The sequence below is a fragment of the Leucobacter tardus genome (assembly GCF_017583045.1).
Lineage (GTDB): Bacteria > Actinomycetota > Actinomycetes > Actinomycetales > Microbacteriaceae > Leucobacter > Leucobacter tardus.
Window position 1 is genome coordinate 484179 of sequence record NZ_JAGFBF010000001.1, and the last position, 14491, is coordinate 498669.

Below are 14491 nucleotides of genomic sequence, written 5' to 3' on the forward strand. Positions count from 1 at the left end.
CGCGCTGGAGCGCAGCAGGCCCCGGCAGCGCACGGAGAGGAATCGACACATGACCGCACCGACCACCGAGACCCCGGAACACGCACTCGAGCGCCTCGGGCTCGCGCTCCCACCGGTCGACGACGACCCGCACTACACGAACGCCCGCGCCGCCGCGGACGGGCAGATCTTCATCTCGGGTCAGTTGCCGTACCGCGACGGGGTCCTCCCGATGAGCGGACGCGTCGGCGCGGAGGTGAGCGTCGACGACGCTCGCGACTTGATGCTCCAGGCGACGCTGAACGGTCTCGCGATCGCCGCCCAGGCCACCGGTGGCCTCGATCGCGTGCGGATGATCCAGATGCTCGCGTTCGTGAACGGTGTCGATGGGTTCGCACAGCAATCACGCGTTGCCGACGCGGGCAGCAATCTGCTGACGGACGTCCTCGGCGATGATGGCCGACACGCCCGAACCGCGATCGGTGTCGCGAGCCTGCCCCGCAACAGCGCTGTCGAGGTGCAGTTCATCTGCGAGGCGAAGCGGTGACCTGGTCCGGTGCCCGGGTGGTCATCACCGGCGCGTCGAGCGGGATCGGGGCGGCGGTCGCCGACCGCTTCCGCCGGGCCGGCGCGCGGCTGCTGCTGACGGGGCGCCGCGCTGAGGCGCCGGACGGAGCGGGCGACCGGGACGTGTATCTCGCCGGCGATCTGGCGGACGCGCACTTCGTCGACGCGCTCATCGCCCGCGCCGTGCAGGAGTTCGGCGAGATCGACGCGCTCGTGCTCTGCCACGGACTGCAGGGCGATGGGGCGCTCGGAGACATGCCGGTATCGCGTGCGGCCGCACTGCTCGAGGCCAACGTGCTCACCGTCTTCGCGGTGGTGCAGCGCGCGATCCCGCATCTGCGCGACGCAACGGGGTCGATCGTCTGCGTGAGCTCGCGGTTCGGCCTCGTCGGCGTGCCCGGGCAGGTGATGTACTCGGCGGCCAAGGGCGGTCTCGTCATGTTCGCGCAGGGTGCCGCGGTCGAGCTCGCGCCCCGGGGGATCCGCGTGAACGTCGTGGCGCCCGGACTCACCCTCACCCCGCGGATCGCGGAGGGGTTCGGTCGGCGCCCGGATCCCGAGCAGTACGCGGCGACGCGCGCCGCCTCCGTTCCCCTCGGTCGCCTCGCCGAACCCCATGAGATCGCCGAACCGATCTTCTTCCTCGCGTCGCCGGCGGCGTCGTACATCACGGGAGCCGTGTTGCCGATCGACGGGGGATACACGGCGGCGTGACGCCGCGCAGCATTCATCAGACGTAAGATGGGCAGCGCTACTCGTCAGCTCACCGCGATGCCCGGAGGTCACTATCGCACGCCAGCACTCCGGTGTCCCCCTGCGCCGGCGCACGCTCCGTCGCCAGCGTCCGAGAGTCATCGGGGCCTCGCTCTGCCTGATCGGACACCAGTCCTGCGAGGCGCTCGTGCCCGTGGCGATCGGCCTGGCCATCGACACCGCGGTCACCCGCAGCAGTCCGTCTCTGCTGCTCTTCTGCCTCGCCGGATTCATCCTCCTCTTCACGGTGCTCATCATGTGCTACCGGTGGTTCGCGCGATTCGGCGAAGGTGCGGTCATCGATGAGAGTCATGCCCTGCGCACCGAGCTCGCCGCCCGGGTGATGGGGCCAGGCGGCCTCCGCCGTCGTCACGGGGAGCTCCTCACGATCGCCTCGTCAGACGCCGACCAGTCGGCGCGCAGCATCATCTGGCTCTCGGGCCTCTGCGGCGCCGGCGCGGCGCTCGCGGTCAGCTGCGGCGTACTCCTCTCCATCGACCTGCTGCTCGGCGCGGTGCTGATCGGCACCGCCCTCGTCGTGACGGTCGCCCTCAACCTGCTCTCCCCGCTCATCTCGCATCGCGTCGCCGACCAGCAGCGCACGCTCGCGGAGGCCTCCGCACTCGCGACCGACCTCGTGACCGGGCTGCGCGTACTCCACGGCCTCGGGTCGCAGGAGAACGCGACCGAACGCTATCGGGCGGCAAGCCGGTCGGTCGAGACGGCCGGCATTCGCGCCGGCACCGCGAAGTCCGTGCAGCTCGGCGCGAGCGTGCTCGCCGGCACGATCGTGCTCGTGGTCTCGGTCGCCTTCGCGGGTCTCCTCGCGCTCGACGGATCGATCAGCGTCGGCGCGTTCGTGGCCGCGGTCGGTGCCGCCCAGTTCATCTCCGAGCCGCTCACCGCCATCGGGTTCTACCTGCAGATCGGTGCCGCCGCGAAGACGAGCGCCGCGCGCGTCGACGCCGTGCTCTCCGAGCCGCCTGATGCCGCTGCCGCCGACGCCGTCGGATCGACGAAGACCGCCACCGACTCCGACACCGCGTTGCCGTTCCGTCACCCGATCGACGTGCCTGCAGGTGCCTTCATCGGGGTCGTCGCCGACCCGGTCGAGGTCGAGCGGATCCCGAGCGCCCTCGTACTGCCTCCGGGCGCCAGAATGCACGTCGAGCCGCACCACGCCGACCTGTTCGCCGGGTCCATCGCCGACAATCTCGCCCTCGGCGGCGCCGCGGGCGACACGTGGCCCGCCATCGATGCCGCGGGTGCGCGCGAGTTCGTGGACGCCCAGCCCGCAGGCATCGACGAGCACGTGCGCGACCGGGGGCTCAGCCTGTCGGGCGGGCAGCGCCAGCGACTCGCGCTCGCCCGGGCCCTGCACACCGACCCCGACGTGCTCGTGCTCATCGAGCCGACCACCGCCGTCGACGCCATGACCGAGGAATCGGTCGCCGCCGGGATCCGCGCGCTCCGCCACGCGACCGACCGTCCCGCCCGGACGACCGTCGTGATCACGAGCAGCCCGGTGCTGCTCGCGCACACCGACCGGGTGGTGCTCGCCGTCGGGAACGACGCCCCGGTGCACGGCTCCCACCACCACCTGCTCGCGCACCACGACGACTACCGCGCACGGATCCTCGGATGACCGCGACACCGCATCCGGACCGCCTGCCGCTCGCCGGGGTCAGCGGTGTGCGCCGCGCCATCGGCGGCTACGTGCGCCGACAGCGCGCACTCGCGATCACCACGATCGCGCTCGCCGCGGCGGCGGCCCTCGCCGGCCTCGTCGCGCCCTGGGCCGTCGGACTCATCGTCGACGCCGTGCTCGGCGAGGGCGACCGCACCCGGGTCCTCGTGCTCGTGGCCTGGGTCGCGGGCGCCGGGGTGCTCAGCGCAGCGCTGCGCATGGTGAGCGCCGCGCTCGTCGCCCGCATCGGCCAACGGGTCCTCGCCCGCATGCGCGAAGACGTCATCGGCGCGGCGCTGCATCTCCCGTCCGCCCGCATCGAGCGCGCCGGCCGCGGCGATCTGCTGAGCCGAGTCGGTGACGACGTGGCCGTCGTCGGCGGCGTCGTCGCGGGCCTCCTCGCTCCATGGGTGGGCGCCGCGCTGACCGTCGCACTCACCATGGTCGGCCTGTTCGCGCTCGACCCCTGGCTCGCCCTCGCCGGACTCACCTCGATCCCGGTGTATGTGCTCGCGCTGCGGTGGTACCTGCCGCGCGCCGCCCCCCGCTACGCGGCCGAGCGCGCGGCCTTCGGCGATCGCGCCGAGGCGCTCGTCTCATCGCTGGAGGGCATGCCGACGATCCGCGCGTACGGGGCCGAAGCGTCGCAGCTCGCCACCGTCACCGACGCCTCGAACCGCGCCCGCCGACTGTCGCGCGACGTGCTCTGGTTCGCGAGCGGTTGGGGCAAGTGGATGAACCTCGCCGAGCTCGTCGGCCTGGGCGCGATCATCGCGGCGGGATTCCTGCTCGTCTCGACCGACGCGGTCACCGTCGGCGCGGTCACGGCCGCCGCGCTGTACTTCCACCGCCTCTTCAACCCGCTCGGGCTCATCGTCTTCAGCTTCGACGAGGTGCAGTCGGCGTACGCGAGCCTGCAGCGCATCGTCGGTGTCATCGAGTTTCGTCGACCGGCCGAACCGGCTGCGCCCGATGAGCGCCCGCGCGGATCCCTCTCGGCGCACGGGATCACGCACCGCTACGGCGCGCACGAGGCGCTGCGAGACGTCTCCATCCGGGTCGAGGCCGGTGAGCAGATCGCGCTCGTCGGGTCGAGCGGTGCCGGCAAGTCCACGCTGGCCGTGATCCTGGCGGGCCTCGCAGATCCGAGTGAGGGAGAGGTGCGACTCGACGGCGACCCCATCGCCCGCGTGGCACACGCGCACCCCAGGCCGGTCGTGCTCGTGTTGCAGGAGGCGCACATCTTCGCCGGACCGCTCGCCGACGACCTGCGCATGGCCAGGCACGACGCGACCGACGCCGAGATCGCGGCGGCACTGCAGCTCGTCGGAGCGGACTGGGTCGCCGGGCTCCCCGAGGGAATGCGCACCGTGGTTGGCGAGCTCGGTCATCGGCTCACCCCCGAGCAGGCCGCGCAGGTCGCGCTCGCCCGGGCGGCGCTCGCCGATCCCCCCGTCGTGATCCTGGACGAGGCCACGGCGGAGTCCGGCAGTCGCGGCGCACGGCGGCTCGAACGCGCGGCTGAGGCGGTGCTGCGGGGGCGCACCGCCGTCATCGTCGCCCACCGGCTGCGGCAGGCCCAGTCCGCCGATCGAGTGCTGGTGATGGCAGACGGACGCATCACCGAGTCGGGCACGCACGACGAGCTCGTGGCGCTCGACGGTGCGTACGCGAGGCTCTGGGCGGCGTACCGCTCGGGCGGGTAACATCGATGAACATGGCAGGGCGACACTCCGACCAGAACTCCTCGCAGGCGCTCCGCGTCGTCATCACGGGCGCATCGAGCGGCATCGGCGAGGCGGTGGCCGAGCGGTTCCGCTGGGACGGGGCGCGACTGCTGCTCACCGGCCGCCGAGCATCCGCGCCGGCGGGCCTGCGCGATGGCGAGCGATACCTGTCGGGCGATCTCGGAGACGAAGCGTTCGCGACCGCACTCATCGACACCGCCGTCGCAGAGTTCGGCGAGATCGACGCGCTGGTCCTCTGCCACGGTCTGCAGGCCGACGGTGCGCTCGAAGACATGTCGGTCGGCACGGCCGCCGAGGTGCTCGACGCGAACCTGCTGAGCGTCTTCACGGTCGTCAAGCACGCGATCCCGCACCTGCGCGAACCCGGCGGATCCATCGTGTGCGTCAGTTCGCGACTCGGCATGGTGGGTATTCCGAACGAGGTCATGTACACGGCCGCGAAGGGCGGGCTCATCATGTTCGCCAAGGGGGCGGCCATCGAGCTCGCGCCGCGCGGCATTCGCGTGAACGTCGCCGCCCCTGGCCTGACGCTCACGCCGACGATCACCGATGGGTTCGCTCGCGCCGAGGAGCCCGAAGCGCTCGCCGCGCGCAAGGCCGCGACGATCCCGCTCGGTCGACTCGCGACCCCCGAGGAGGTGGCCGAACCGATCTTCTTCCTCGCGTCGCCGGCGTCGTCGTACATCACCGGAGCGGTGCTGCCGATCGACGGCGGGTACACGGCCGCGTAGCGCGACGCTCGTCCGTGCCCTCGGGCCTCAGGGGGAGAGCGGTTCGCCCGAGTCGTGCTGATCGACGATGGGGCGCAGCGCGCCGTGCGGATCGAGACGGCCGAGGATCTGCTCCGAGATGTCGTGCAGCGCGTCCACCTGCTCGGGGGTGAGAGCGTCGAGCACGAGCGCGCGCACCTCGCGCACGTGACCGGGAGCGGTGTCGATCACGTGCTGCAGTCCTGCATCGGTGAGGTGCGCGATGGTCGACCGGGATCGGCCCGGCGCCGGCGCGCGTCGCAGCAGGCCGCGCTCCTCCAGCCGGTGCACGACGTGCGAGAGACGCGGCAGCGTCGAGTTGGTGAGCCGGGCGAGATCGGACATGCGCATCGCGTGCGCTGCGGTCTCCGAGAGGAGCGAGAGCACCCGGTAGTCGAAGTGAGTGACCCCCGCATCCCGGCGGAGCTGCGCATCGAGCGCGCCCGGGAGCAGCTCGAGCACCGACGCGAGGCGCACCCACGCGGAGAGCTCGCGAGGGGTGAGCCACGGAGTCGTCATGACATCATTCTGCCCCATCGTGCGGACCTTCCCAGGAGCGATCGGTACGGTCGATGTTGTCGCTACAACCGTAGCGACGCGACCCGCAGAACGCCGACGAAAGGCTCGTATGACGCTGCTCAACCCCTCCGCCCGCACCCCGATCCTCCGCGACCTCGCGCTGCTCGTCGCACGCGTCGCCCTCGGTGTGATCCTGATCGCACACGGATGGCAGAAGTTCAGCGAGTGGACGATCGCCGGCACTCAGGAGTCGTTCGCCGGCATGGGCATCCCCCTGCCGCAGGTGAGCGCCGCCTTCGTCGCCGGGGCCGAACTCATCGGCGGCATCGCGCTGGTGATCGGCTTGCTCACGCCCCTCGCTGCGCTGCTGAACCTCATCGCCCAGGTCGGCGCCATCGTGCTCGTGCACGCCTCGGCCGGCATCTTCGTCGTCGACGGCGGGTTCGAGCTGGTGCTCGCGATCGCCGCCGGACTGTTCGTGCTGCTGCTCGCCGGCGGCGGACGCTTCAGCGTGGACCGGCTGTTCAGCCGATCCGTCGCGCTGCCCGCGAAATAACGGAAGGTTCGGGGGCGCTCCGGCACGGGTGTCCCCGAACCCGCGCCCCGCGGGCCGACGGCTTCACCCGGCGACCCGTCGTCCGGGTCTACTCCTCCGGTCGACCGTGACGGAGCGAGCCGTCGTCGTCGTGAGTGTGCAGCTGGTAGTCGTCGAGCGACAGGTGGTTGTGCAGCGCGAGGTGCACCGCCTCCATGTCACCCGAGCGCAGCTTCTCGACGATGTCGAGGTGACCGGGAACGACGCGCGACCGGTTGTTCTCGCTGAAGCCGGACCACTGGGCCATGCAGATGAGCGCTTCGGTCGCGAGCGTCGAGTAGGCGCGCACGAGTCGTCGGTTGCGTCCGTGCTCGACGAGCGTCATGTGGAAGCGCAGGTCGAGGCGGCGCAGCAGATCCCACTGCTCGGCGGCGACGGCCTCGCCCATCTCCGTGGTCATCGCGGTGAGCTCGTCGGCGATGCGATCGCGTTCGGCGTCATCGAGCTTGGTGACGATCTCGGCGGCGGCGCACTCGATGACCTCGCGGGCCTCGTAGATCTCGGCGATGTCGCGTTCGGTGATCTCGCGCACGAAGACGCCGCGGTTCGGCAGGCCGATGAGCAGACCTTCCTGCACCAGACGGTGCAGGGCCTCGCGCACGGGTCCGCGCGAGACGCGGAGCTGGCTCGCGACCTGCGCCTCGTTGATCTGATCGCCCGGCTTGAACGCGCCATCGATGATGCGCTCGCGCAGCTGATCCGAGATGATCACGGCGGTCGGCCGGTGTTCGAGGGCTGAGAGTGCCTGCACTCCGCTCATCGCGCCTCCTCAAGTGGTCCGGAGTCCCAGGGTCGAGGCTCTCGTAGGATTGTAAGCAATCCTGGTTGAGATTACCAATGGGTTGACGAATGCTACGGGTGCACCGTGGCCTCGTGCGCCGCATGGTGCGCGGGTTCGAGTTGGATCGTGCAGTGGCTCGTGTCGAAGTGCTCGCTGAGGCACGCATGCAACTCGTCGAGGATCTCGTCGTACCGATCCCAATCGAGCGTCTCCTCGTCGATGACCACGTGCGCCGACATCGCGTTGACGCCCGACGTGATGGTCCAGGCGTGCAGGTCGTGGACCACTTCCACGCCGGGTACCGAGAGCATGTGCTCACGGGTCTGATCCAGGTCGACGTCCTTCGGCGTGCTCTCGAGCAGGATCCGCACCACGTCGCGCAGCAGACTGTAGGCGCGGGGCGCGATGAGGAGCGCGATGGCGAACGCCGCGATCTGATCCACCCAGTTCCATCCGGTGAAGAGGATGATGAAGCCGGCCACGATCACGGCGACCGAACCGAGCAGATCGCCCAGCACCTCGAGGTACGCGCCGCGAATATTGATGCTCTCCTTCTGGCCCGACTGCAGGATGAGCAGCGACACCAGGTTCGCGATCGCGCCGATGATCGCGGCGACGAGCATCGGACCGGTCTCGATCTCGACCTCGCTGCCGATGCGCTGGATCGCCGTATAGACGATCACGATGCAGATCACGCTGAGGATGATGCCGTTGATCATCGCCGCGAGCACTTCGACGCGCATGAGCCCGTACGTGCGCTTGGACGTGGCGGGCAGCGCGGCGATGAAGGTCGCGATGAGGGCGATGAGCACGCCCGTCGCATCCGTCAGCATGTGCCCGGCGTCAGCGAGCAGCGCGAGCGAGCCCGAGATGAACGCGCCGATCACCTGGACGATGAAGATCGTCGCCGTGATGGTGAGCACGATGACGAGTTTCTTCCGGTGCTTGCCGCCCGAGGTGGCGTGACCGTCCAGCCCGTGGTCGTGATTGTGGCCGTGACCACCCGCGTCCACGGCCACAGGGCGGGCCGGATGCCCGTCGCTGAACTCGGCGCCGTGCGAGTGATCGTGACCGTGGTCGTCGTGGTGTCCGTGCGTTCCCATGCCGCCAGATTACCAGGATTGTAAATTGTTGACAATCCTTCGATCGGGATTCTCGCGCTCCCCGTCCCGAACCCCCTCCCGAGCCCCCGCCCCGAACCCCCGACCCGGCCGTGCTCCCGCTCGCGCTACGGCGTTCGGTCGTATGCTGGGTGCGCAGTCGCAGGGTGGCGGCCGCGAGATCGAGGTGAAAGGGCGAGGGCGATGGTGCGCGAGCTGGTCTGGACCGGGTTCTTGTCGGCCGATGGAGTGATGGACTCCCCGGGAGGGGAGATCGAGGGGCATCCCGCCGGTGGGTGGGTGTTTCGCACGGACTTCCTCCCTGACGCGTTCGCGCTGAAGGGTGAGGAGCTCGCAGAGACGACGGCGCTCATGTTCGGCCGACGGAGCTATGAGGCGTTCGCGCCGGTGTGGTCGACGTCCGAGGATCACGCGGCCTACCGCGACCTGCCCAAGTACGTGGTGTCGAGCAGTCTCCACGAGGGTGCCATTCTCGAGGGTTGGGGTGAGACCCGGATCCTGCGCAGTGCCGACGACGTCGCCGCACTCACAGCGTCCGACGGCGGGGCCATCTTCATTCACGGCAGCGGAGCACTGGCACGCAGTCTGAGCGACGCAGACCTGATCGACCGGTACCACCTGTTGATCTTTCCCGTGCTGCTCGGCGAGGGCAAGCGCCTCTTCAGCCGGTCGGATCAGCGGGAGCGACGGTTGCGATTGCGCGACTCCGAGGCATACGCCAACGGGGTGCTGAAGGTCGTGTACGACGTCGTGCGCTGATCCGGCAGGATCCGCTACTCGCGCAGCGGCGAACCGGTGACGGCGAACCGGTACCCGTCCATCGGCCCGGAGAGCAGAGGCATCGCCTCGGCGATCGCTGCGCGCACGCTGTCGAGCTGTAGCGATGCCTGATGCGCTTCAGCCGAGACCCACAGTTCCGCGACGAAGACGGTGTCGGGTGCATCGTCGTTCACGCCGACTTCGTAGAGCAGGCATCCCGCGGTCTCGAGGTCGCGATTGCGTCTGGTCAGAATCGCCACGACAGCGTCGCGCGCACCGGGGTGCACGCCGAGGGTCCCGACATTCACGAACGTCATGTTCCGAAGATACCCGGCGCACGACCCTCTGCACAGTCCCCTCGACCGAGCAGTGCGAGGCGTGTCGTTCACGGAGCCGTGCGGTCTTCGGGAAGAGTGGGAGCGTGAACGTCGAGAACCGGCCCGCTCGCTCCTCGCAGGCGCTTCCACTGCATCGTGAAGCGGCCGCGCGCATGTGGGGGGCGTACAGCGAAGCATTCCCCGAGGCCGTCGCCGGAGTGCCCGAGTACACGGTCGAGCACTTCGGCGATCACGCGAGGCTCGCGGACGAGCTGCTCGAACTCGTCCTCTCGGGCAGAAAACGCGCCACGGCCGAACTCGTCGACGACTTCGTCGCACGAGGTGATGCGCTGCCGCGCATCGGGGCGCACTGGATCGCCTGCGACAGCTCGGGGGAGCCGCGCGCGATCATCCGCAGTACGGATCTGCGGGTCGGCCCGTTCGCGCTCGGCGACGCCGCGTTCGCCGCGGCGGAAGCGGAGGACGACGGATCGCTCGAGAGCTGGCAGCGCGAGCACCGTCGCTACTGGAACCGCCTGAGCGCGGCCCGTGGCGCCACGTGGTCGGAGTCGCAGGAGATCGTGTTCGAGCGATTCATCGTGGTCTGGCCGCCCGAGCACCGCGATGAGGTCTGACGACGCGGGCGCATCGGCCTGCACGCCGAAGGCCCGAACCCCGCGCGGTGGGATCCGGGCCTCCTGAGAGACGGCCTCGCTACAGTGCGGAGACGTACTTCTCGGGATCCGCGTCGAACAGCGGTCCGCAGGCGGCGCAGCAGAGGTAGTAGCGCTGACCGTCGTGATCGCGGACGAGTCCCTGGGCCTCGGCATCGGCTTTCGCGATATAACTGCCGCGCATCACCGGGCATTCGGCAACGGTGTCATCCGTCGCGGTGACGGCGGGGCCGTGGCCGCCGCAGGAGGATGCCTGCGCGGGCGGTGCCTCGGTCTTCTGGGCGTCGTGGGAGTGCTCACCGCACATGTGGGTTCCTTTCGTTGGGGACGGGAGAGGTGGTCAGGCGGCGACTCGGGTGGGCGTGCCGCTGCGCGCGGGCGCCGCATCGGGTGCGGGTGCGGCGTCGATCGCTCGGCTGCGGAAAGAGCGGAGGCGCAGGCTGTTGCCGACCACGAACACGCTCGAGAACGCCATCGCGGCTCCGGCGAGCATCGGGTTCAGCAGGCCGAACGCTGCCAGCGGAATCGCTGCGGTGTTGTACGCGAACGCCCAGAACAGGTTGCCCTTGATCGTTCCCAGCGTGCGACGCGAGAGACGGATCGCATCAGCGGCGCTGCGCAGGTCGCCGCGCACGAGCGTGAGGTCGGACGCCTCGATCGCCGCGTCGGTTCCGGTGCCCATCGCGAGTCCGAGGTCGGCCTGCGCGAGGGCTGCGGCGTCGTTCACGCCGTCGCCGACCATGGCGACGCTCTTCCCTTCGCTCTGCAAACGCACGATCACGTCGGCCTTGTCGCTCGGCATCACCTCGGCGATGACCCGCTCGATACCGACCTCCGCGGCGATGCGCTGCGCGACCGTCGTGTTGTCGCCGGTCAGCAGGATCGGCTCCAGGCCGAGCTCGCGGAACTGGCGGATCGCCTCGGCGCTCGTCGGCTTCACCCGATCGGCGATGACGAGCACGCCGCGCAGCCGGCCGTCCCAGGCGACGAGCACGGCGGTCTTGCCCTGATCCTCAGCGGTGTTCTGCGCGCGCTCCATGTCCGGATCCGGCGCGATCGCCCAGTCGTCGAGCAGGGTGCGTCGTCCGACGAGTACGGACCGGCCCTCGACGATGCCGGTGACGCCCTTGCCCTCGACGTTGCGGAAATCATCGACCTCCGGCAGCACGATGTCGAGCTCGTCGACCGCGCCTTTCGCCACGGCCTGCGCGATCGGGTGCTCGGACGCATCCTCGAGCGCTCCGGCGAGTCGCAGCAGTTCGGCGCGATCCTGACCGGGCACGCTCACGACGTCGATGAGGGTCATCTTGCCGGTGGTGACGGTGCCGGTCTTGTCGAGCACGATGGTGTCGATCCGGCGCGTCGACTCGAGCACCTCGGGCCCCTTGATCAGGATCCCGAGCTGCGCACCGCGTCCGGTGCCGACGAGCAGCGCCGTCGGGGTCGCGAGGCCCAGGGCGCAGGGGCAGGCGATGATGAGCACGGACACGGCGGCGGTGAACGCCGACGCGGGCGGGAAGCCTGCACCGAGGAACCCGCCGAGCGAGATGACGGCGATGACGATCGCGATCGGCACGAAGATGCCGGACACCCGATCGGCGAGACGCTGCACCTCGGCCTTGCCCGACTGGGCGTCCTCGACGAGTTTCGCCATCTGCGCGAGCTGCGTATCACCGCCGACGCGGGTGGCCCGCACGACGAGCCGTCCGCTCGCGTTCACCGTCGCGCCCGTGACGGCGTCGCCAGGACCGGCCTCGACCGGCACCGACTCACCCGTCAGCATGGAGGCATCGATGGCCGAGTGGCCCGACACGATCACTCCATCGGTCGCGATCTTCTCACCCGGACGAACGACGAACTCGTCGCCGACCGAGAGCTCGGCGATCGGGATCCGGACCTCGGACCCCGATCGCATCACCGCGACATCCTTCGCGCCGAGCTCGAGCAGTGCGCGCAGCGCAGCACCCGCCTGACGCTTGGACCGCTTCTCGAAATAGCGGCCGGCGAGAATGAACATCGTGACGCCGGCGGCGACCTCGAGGTAGATGTTCGCGGCACCGTCCGTCGGGGAGATCGAGATCTCGAACGGGTGCGTCATGCCGGTCACCCCGGCCGTGCCGAAGAAGAGTGCGTACACCGACCAGAGGAAGGCCGCGGTCGTGCCGACCGAGACGAGGGTGTCCATGGTCGCCGCACCGTGACGCAGGTTCATCGCCGCCGCACGGTGGAACGGCCACGCCGCCCACACGATGACGGGAGCCGCGAGGGCGAGCGACAACCACTGCCAGTAGTCGAACTGCAGGGGAGGCGCCATCGCCATCGCGATGACGGGCACCGACAGAACGATGGCGCCGATGAGCCGTTGTCTGAGCGCGATGAGCTCGCGGTCCGGCTCCTGCTCGGCCGCCTCGGTGTCGTCCACGCGTGCGGCCTTCGGCAGTGCAGCGGTGTACCCGGTCTTCTCGACCTCGGCGATGAGGAGTTGCGCGTCATACCCCGCTGGGGTGTGCACGCGAGCCTTCTCCGTGGCGTAGTTCACGCTCGCTTCGACGCCCTCGAGCTTGTTCAACTTCTTCTCGATGCGCATGGCGCACGAGGCGCAGGTCATTCCGCCGATCTGCAGCTCGACGTGCGCTCCGGCGGTGTCCGCCGCCTGGTGCGTCTGCGATGTCGACATGGTGTCGTTCCCTTCTGCTGCCGCGAGGTGTATCAGTGGTCGTCGCCGTGGTCTTCGGCGCCCTCTTCACCGGATTCGACGTCGCCGTGGTCCTCGGCCGTCGGTGCGTCACCCGTCGCGGTGTCGACCACGAACGACGCGGTGCGCACCTCTCCCTCGACCTGGAAGTCGAAGTACAGTAGGTAGCGGCCCGGCGTGGGCGCTTCGGTGGCGAACTCCACGTCGGGGCCGGAACGGTCGCCGGCCTCGGGTTCGTCACCCTCGGGGTGGACGTGCAAGTACTCGAGGTCGCCGTCGCGCAGGGCGACGAGGTGGCCGAAGGCGCCGAGGTAGGGCTCCATGGCGGTCACGGGTTCGCCGTCTCGGGTGACGGTCAGGGTGAGTGTTGAGCTGGCGCCCGCGTACAGGTCGCCCTCGAGGGCGACATCGTACCCGTCGACGCTCGATTCGAGACGCGTATCGTGCACGTCTGCGGGGGCGAAGTCGCCGTTCACGTTGAGTGTGCGGGTGAGCGTGAGGGCCTCCTCGGCGTCTCCCGGCTGGAAGTCGGCGAAGACGCGGTAGCTGCCGGCCTCGTCCCACTCCCACGGCACCGACCAGACCCCGGCCTCGTCGATCTCGGGGTGCACGTGCCTGAACTGCTCGCCATCGGTGCGGACGACGATGAGGTGCAGATCTTTCTCGTGCGATTCGGTGTACTCGGTGAGCGGCGCACCGTCGGCGTCGAGAATCGTGAAGCTCAGCTCGCCGGCTTCGCCCGTGTTGTGGGGTGCCGCAACGGGGCCGAGAATGAATCCGTCGGACTCGAGGGTCACGCCCCGAGGCGCCTCGGTCGCTCCGGCCGACTCGGCGTCGGCTCCGTGGCCGGCGTGGCTGCCATTTTCGGCGGCCTGCATGCGCGCCTCGACGGCGGTCGGCGGGACCACCGCGTTCGCGATGAAGAATGCGGCGACGAAGGCGACGACGAGACCGAGGCCGTAGAGGCTGAGGCGAACCGGGGTGTTCATGACGGAACCTACGCGCGCTGCGCTTCGTAGCCCGCCTCTTCGACGGCCGCGAGTATGGCGGCGTCGTCGGCGGGGGCGTCGGCGGTCGTCACGACGAGCTTGCCCGTCGACGAACTGACGTCGATGTCGGTGACGTCGGCGATCTGGCCGACCTCTCCGCGGATCGCCGTCTCGCAGTGGCCGCAGCTCATGCCGGTGACCTGGTATTCGGTGGTGGCCATGGGGTCCTCCTGTCGTCGTGGATGATACCCCTGAGGGGTACCCGTACTCGACACTCTATACCCATGAGGGGTATCCCGCGCAAGGGGCGCGTCGGGATCCGCGCGCGCCACCCGCGGCCCGCGCCGCTCGCGCCACTCGCGCCGCTCCCGCCGCTCGCCGAGATTGCGCGAACTCTGGCTTCGCAAGCGTTGAAGCCAGAGTTCGCGCAATCTCGATGGCGCGCGGCAGGGCTCGGGGTACGAGGGATGGCGCGCACCGCGCGCAGTGCGCCGAGATTGCAGAAAGTCTGGCTTCGCACACGCTGAAGCCAGACTTTCTGCAATCTCGACGGGGGCG

16 protein-coding genes are annotated in these 14491 nt (G+C 69.8%); 8 read left to right on the forward strand and 8 right to left on the reverse strand.

Translation table 11 applies throughout. The features are described 5' to 3' along the window. Nucleotides 1-49: 49 nt before the first annotated feature. The 5 genes from J4H85_RS02285 to J4H85_RS02305 are packed head-to-tail and all read left to right on the forward strand — an operon-like array spanning nucleotide 50 to nucleotide 5465. Nucleotides 50-526 (forward strand): RidA family protein, encoded by a 477-nt coding sequence (locus J4H85_RS02285; RefSeq protein ID WP_208236497.1) that lies wholly within the window; start codon nucleotides 50-52, stop codon nucleotides 524-526. After that, on the forward strand, nucleotides 523-1260 hold the full coding sequence (locus J4H85_RS02290) for an SDR family NAD(P)-dependent oxidoreductase (protein ID WP_208236499.1): 738 nt from the start codon (nucleotides 523-525) through the stop codon (nucleotides 1258-1260). Before J4H85_RS02285 ends, J4H85_RS02290 begins: the two co-directional genes overlap by 4 nt. Beyond that, the gene (locus tag J4H85_RS02295; RefSeq protein WP_208236501.1) at nucleotides 1163-2944 is read left to right on the forward strand and encodes an ABC transporter transmembrane domain-containing protein; all 1782 of its coding nucleotides are present in this window, start codon (nucleotides 1163-1165) and stop codon (nucleotides 2942-2944) included. Before J4H85_RS02290 ends, J4H85_RS02295 begins: the two co-directional genes overlap by 98 nt. After that, nucleotides 2941-4692: an ABC transporter ATP-binding protein gene (locus J4H85_RS02300; RefSeq protein ID WP_208236503.1), complete on the forward strand. Its 1752-nt coding sequence runs from the start codon at nucleotides 2941-2943 to the stop codon at nucleotides 4690-4692. Before J4H85_RS02295 ends, J4H85_RS02300 begins: the two co-directional genes overlap by 4 nt. 11 nt (nucleotides 4693-4703) lie before the next feature. Beyond that, nucleotides 4704-5465 carry an SDR family NAD(P)-dependent oxidoreductase gene (locus tag J4H85_RS02305; protein ID WP_208236505.1) on the forward strand — a complete coding sequence of 254 codons (762 nt, stop codon included), beginning with the start codon at nucleotides 4704-4706 and terminating at the stop codon, nucleotides 5463-5465. Nucleotides 5466-5492: 27 nt separating this feature from the next. Here the strand turns inward: J4H85_RS02305 and J4H85_RS02310 are convergent, their stop codons facing one another. Next, a complete protein-coding gene (locus tag J4H85_RS02310; protein ID WP_208236507.1) occupies nucleotides 5493-6002 on the reverse strand; it encodes a MarR family winged helix-turn-helix transcriptional regulator in 510 nt (169 codons plus the stop codon). A 109-nt stretch (nucleotides 6003-6111) separates the two neighbouring features. Between J4H85_RS02310 and J4H85_RS02315 the strand changes: the two genes are divergently transcribed. After that, a complete protein-coding gene (locus J4H85_RS02315) occupies nucleotides 6112-6558 on the forward strand; it encodes a DoxX family protein (protein ID WP_208236509.1) in 447 nt (148 codons plus the stop codon). 88 nt (nucleotides 6559-6646) lie between these two features. Here the strand turns inward: J4H85_RS02315 and J4H85_RS02320 are convergent, their stop codons facing one another. Continuing rightward, nucleotides 6647-7357, reverse strand: coding sequence for a GntR family transcriptional regulator (locus J4H85_RS02320; RefSeq protein WP_208236511.1), 711 nt, complete (start codon nucleotides 7355-7357; stop codon nucleotides 6647-6649). 92 nt (nucleotides 7358-7449) lie between these two features. Further along, nucleotides 7450-8481 carry a cation diffusion facilitator family transporter gene (locus tag J4H85_RS02325; protein WP_208236513.1) on the reverse strand — a complete coding sequence of 344 codons (1032 nt, stop codon included), beginning with the start codon at nucleotides 8479-8481 and terminating at the stop codon, nucleotides 7450-7452. Between the two features lie 201 nt (nucleotides 8482-8682). Here J4H85_RS02325 and J4H85_RS02330 point away from each other — a divergent pair, with 201 nt between their 5' ends. After that, the gene (locus J4H85_RS02330; RefSeq protein ID WP_208236515.1) at nucleotides 8683-9258 is read left to right on the forward strand and encodes a dihydrofolate reductase family protein; all 576 of its coding nucleotides are present in this window, start codon (nucleotides 8683-8685) and stop codon (nucleotides 9256-9258) included. A 14-nt stretch (nucleotides 9259-9272) separates the two neighbouring features. Here the strand turns inward: J4H85_RS02330 and J4H85_RS02335 are convergent, their stop codons facing one another. Next, the gene (locus tag J4H85_RS02335) at nucleotides 9273-9575 is read right to left on the reverse strand and encodes a putative quinol monooxygenase (RefSeq protein WP_208236517.1); all 303 of its coding nucleotides are present in this window, start codon (nucleotides 9573-9575) and stop codon (nucleotides 9273-9275) included. A gap of 173 nt (nucleotides 9576-9748) precedes the next feature. Between J4H85_RS02335 and J4H85_RS02340 the strand changes: the two genes are divergently transcribed. Further along, a complete protein-coding gene (locus J4H85_RS02340; protein ID WP_208237295.1) occupies nucleotides 9749-10210 on the forward strand; it encodes an ASCH domain-containing protein in 462 nt (153 codons plus the stop codon). Nucleotides 10211-10289: 79 nt separating this feature from the next. Here J4H85_RS02340 and J4H85_RS02345 read toward each other — a convergent pair whose 3' ends face one another. Genes J4H85_RS02345 through J4H85_RS02360 form a run of 4 tightly spaced genes read right to left on the reverse strand, consistent with a single transcriptional unit; the run spans nucleotide 10290 to nucleotide 14154 of the window. Next, nucleotides 10290-10556 carry a YHS domain-containing protein gene (locus J4H85_RS02345; protein WP_208236519.1) on the reverse strand — a complete coding sequence of 89 codons (267 nt, stop codon included), beginning with the start codon at nucleotides 10554-10556 and terminating at the stop codon, nucleotides 10290-10292. Between the two features lie 33 nt (nucleotides 10557-10589). Further along, nucleotides 10590-12926: a heavy metal translocating P-type ATPase gene (locus tag J4H85_RS02350; protein WP_208236521.1), complete on the reverse strand. Its 2337-nt coding sequence runs from the start codon at nucleotides 12924-12926 to the stop codon at nucleotides 10590-10592. Nucleotides 12927-12958: 32 nt separating this feature from the next. Further along, the gene (locus tag J4H85_RS02355) at nucleotides 12959-13933 is read right to left on the reverse strand and encodes a DUF8832 domain-containing protein (RefSeq protein WP_208236523.1); all 975 of its coding nucleotides are present in this window, start codon (nucleotides 13931-13933) and stop codon (nucleotides 12959-12961) included. 8 nt (nucleotides 13934-13941) lie between these two features. Then, nucleotides 13942-14154, reverse strand: coding sequence for a heavy-metal-associated domain-containing protein (locus J4H85_RS02360; protein WP_208236525.1), 213 nt, complete (start codon nucleotides 14152-14154; stop codon nucleotides 13942-13944). Nucleotides 14155-14491: the final 337 nt, after the last annotated feature.